This window comes from Streptomyces sp. UNOB3_S3, from assembly GCF_020740895.1.
Lineage (GTDB): Bacteria > Actinomycetota > Actinomycetes > Streptomycetales > Streptomycetaceae > Streptomyces.
The window spans coordinates 1-3,099 of sequence record NZ_JAILXP010000564.1 but is presented as its reverse complement, the minus strand read 5'-3'; the positions used below and the strand labels follow the sequence as shown (position 1 = coordinate 3,099).

Below are 3,099 nucleotides of genomic sequence, written 5' to 3'. Positions count from 1 at the left end.
CGGCCGTGGGGGGACGTTCGTCCCGGACCTGTTCCGTGATGGTCATGTGGGGAGAGCGTCCTTCGGGCCGTGCATCGAACGTGTTCGGTTGGTCAAGCGTTTTCGTCCCATAATCGGGCCTTCATGCCGTGGTTCGCACATCCGGTCCGGCCACCGCCTCCCTCCACCCGCCTGGAGGGCGGATACCCCGCGGGGGTAGGGTGCCGGGAGGTCAACGGGCTTGTGGAGGCGGGCGATGCGCGAACGGCGGAGGGTCGCCGCGTGGTGCGGCCGGCTGCTGCTGTTCGCCGCGTTGCTGCTCGGCATCGTGACGATGCACACACTCGGGCACCCGCGTGACCACGGGCCGGCGGCGGGGGCGCACGCGATGGCGTCGGTCGGGCACGCCATGCCGGGTGCGGGCCACGCTTCCGTTCCGGCAGCGTCCATCCCCCACGGCGGCGGTCACGGCGGCATGGATCCGCTGTCCGTATGCCTCGCCGTGCTCGGCGCGGGCTGGGCCGCGGCCTTCCTGCTCTCCCTGGGCGCCTTCCTCCGCGACCGGACCGGTACGGGCCCGGTGGCCGCCCGCGCGTGGTTCTCGCGCGCGCTGTGGCCGGTCCCGCCCCCGCCCCGGCAGAAGGCCCTCGCCCGGTTGTCGGTGCTGCGCGTATAGGGGCGCGTTCCGCTGCCCGCCTCGTCGGCGGCAGCGCACGCGCTCCTCATCACGCACACCCACCGACACCACAGAGGTGCACTCCCATGCGCACAACCACCCGCCGCGCCGTGCTCGGCGCGGGGATCGCCGCTGCCGGAACCGGCCTGCTGGCCGCCTGCTCGAAGGGCACCGGCGACGGCCCTTCGCCCTCCTCCTCCGCCACCCCCGCCGGGTTCGTCTCCCCCGACGGCCGTGAGGTGGCCGCCGCCGAGGCCCGGCGCGGTACGGGGCCGGTCCGCCGGGTACGGCTCACCGCGACTCCCGCGCGGCTGGACCTGGGGGGCGGCCGTACGGTCGCGAGCTGGGCCTACGGCGACGCGCTGCCCGGCCGGGAGGTCCGCGTCACGGCCGGCGACACCCTCGCGCTCACCCTCGCCAACCACCTGCCCGTGCCCACGTCCGTGCACTGGCACGGACTGGCGCTGCGCAACGACATGGACGGCGTCCCGGGGCTGACGCAGCGCCCGGTCGCGGCGGGGGCGTCGCACGACTACCGCTTCACGGTCGCGCACCCGGGCACGTACTGGCTGCACCCGCACTCCGGCACCCAGCAGGACCGGGGGCTGTACGCGCCGCTGATCGTGGAGGACCCCAAGGAGCCCCTGAAGTACGACAAGGAGTGGGTCGTCGTGCTCGACGACTGGGTCGACGGGGTCGACGGCAGCACTCCGGACGCGGTGCTCGCGGAGCTCGCCAAGGGCATGGGCATGGGCGGCATGGACCACGGCGGCGGGGGCATGGACCACGGCGGGGGCCACGACATGCCGGGCATGTCGCACATGTCGATGACGACGGCGTCCTCCGCCCCCTCCCCCACCGGCCCGCCCCGGATGCTGATGGGCGCCACCAGCGACGTCCTCGGCGGTGACGCCGGCGATGTCGCCTACCCGTACTACCTGGTCAACGGGCGGACGCCGGAGGATCCGGAGACCTTCACCGCGAAGCCCGGCGACCGGGTCCGGATCCGGCTGATCAACGCGGGCGGTGACACCGCCTTCCGGGTCGCCCTCGGCGATCACCGGATGACCGTCACCCATACGGATGGTTTCCCCGTCGAGCACATACAGACGGACGCACTCCTGCTCGGTATGGGAGAGCGCTACGACGTCCTGGTGGAGGTGAAGGACGGCGTCTTCCCGCTCACCGCCCTGGCCGAGGGCAAGAAGCGCACCGCGCTGGCCCTGCTGCGGACGGGCGGCGGCTCGGCGCCCGGGGCGGACGTACGCCCCCGGGAGCTGGAGGGCGCCCCGCTGACCGCGGACCGGCTGAAGGCCGCCGGCGACGTCGCGCTCAAGGAGCGCCGGCCGGACCGCACGATCACGCTGAAGCTGACGGGCTCGATGGCGAAGTACGACTGGGCGATCAACGGGCGGACGTACTCGCCCTCGTACCGCCATCCGGTGGCGGCGGGCGAGCGGGTCCGGCTCGCCTTCGTCAACGCCACCACGATGTGGCACCCCATGCATCTGCACGGGCACACGTTCGCGCTGCCGGGCGGCGGGGCGCGCAAGGACACGGCCATCGTGCTGCCGGGCAAGCGGCTGGAGGTCGACTTCGACGCGGACAACCCGGGGCTGTGGATGATCCACTGCCACAACGTCTACCACGCGGAGTCGGGAATGATGACGGTCCTCGGCTACCGCGCGTAGCGGAAAGACGGAACAGAAAGACGGAAAGGGGGAGGGCCCACGCCGGGCCCTCCCCTCTCACCGGTTCGCCCGGCTCAGACCGCCAGCGGAACCTGGGTGCCGGGCGCGGTCCCCTGGTAGTGGTCGACGATCTTGTTGAGCTCGCTCTGGTAGTACAGCGGCCACAGCCCGAAGAGGAAGATGAGCAGCAGGCCGAGACCGCCGCTGCAGCTGGGCTGGAGACCGGCGGCGCGCTGGGCGTCGGCTATCCGCTTGCCGGTGTTGAAGATGGACACGAACGGCGGGATCACCAGGATGCCGCCGAACAGGAGGGTGAGCAGGCTGCCGCCCGGGCTGATCTTGCGGCGGCTGTCGAACTCCGCCATCTCCTTATGGATCTTGTAGTACCAGACCAGGGTGTAGATCCCGAGGGTGATGATCGGCAGACCCAGCCAGACGCCGAAGACGTTGCGGCGCTTCATGGCCAGGCCGTAGTGGGACGCGCCCTGCGGCTGGCCGTAGGGCGCCGGGGGCTGGGCGGCGGCCGGGTAGCCGTAGCCGGACTGCTGACCGTGCTGGCCGTAGGGCTGCGGCTGACCGCCGTAGGGCTGCTGACCCCCGTAGGGCGACTGGCCGCCGTACGCCTGCTGACCCCCGTAGGGCTGCTGCTGCCCGCCGTAAGACTGCTGGCCGCCATAAGGCTGCTGCTGCCCGCCGTAGGGCTGCTGCTGCGGGTGACCGCCCTGGTACGGGCCGGGGGCTGGCTCTTATACA

General features: G+C 72.4%; 4 protein-coding genes. 3 read left to right on the top strand and 1 reads right to left on the bottom strand.

The genetic code is table 11. The annotated features are described in order from the left end of the window. Positions 1–235 precede the first annotated feature (235 nt). Together K6I33_RS33640 and K6I33_RS33635 are read left to right on the top strand one after the other, a co-directional pair. Positions 236–655: a DUF6153 family protein gene (locus K6I33_RS33640; RefSeq protein WP_229358569.1), complete on the top strand. Its 420-nt coding sequence runs from the start codon at positions 236–238 to the stop codon at positions 653–655. An 86-nt stretch (positions 656–741) separates the two neighbouring features. Continuing rightward, positions 742–2,346 (top strand): multicopper oxidase family protein, encoded by a 1,605-nt coding sequence (locus K6I33_RS33635; RefSeq protein WP_229358567.1) that lies wholly within the window; start codon positions 742–744, stop codon positions 2,344–2,346. A gap of 74 nt (positions 2,347–2,420) precedes the next feature. Here the strand turns inward: K6I33_RS33635 and K6I33_RS33630 are convergent, their stop codons facing one another. After that, positions 2,421–2,807 carry a DUF4234 domain-containing protein gene (locus K6I33_RS33630; RefSeq protein WP_229358565.1) on the bottom strand — a complete coding sequence of 129 codons (387 nt, stop codon included), beginning with the start codon at positions 2,805–2,807 and terminating at the stop codon, positions 2,421–2,423. A 12-nt stretch (positions 2,808–2,819) separates the two neighbouring features. Here K6I33_RS33630 and K6I33_RS33625 point away from each other — a divergent pair. Then, positions 2,820–3,099: hypothetical protein (locus K6I33_RS33625; protein ID WP_229358563.1), on the top strand; the 280-nt coding region annotated here is incomplete at its 3' end.

Excerpts from the sequence above, each read along its gene's own strand:
- K6I33_RS33630 (WP_229358565.1), bottom strand. The coding sequence starts at position 2,807 with ATGAAGCGCCGCAACGTCTTCGGCGTCTGGCTGGGTCTGCCGATCATC.
- K6I33_RS33635 (WP_229358567.1), top strand. The coding sequence starts at position 742 with ATGCGCACAACCACCCGCCGCGCCGTGCTCGGCGCGGGGATCGCCGCT.
- K6I33_RS33640 (WP_229358569.1), top strand. The coding sequence starts at position 236 with ATGCGCGAACGGCGGAGGGTCGCCGCGTGGTGCGGCCGGCTGCTGCTG.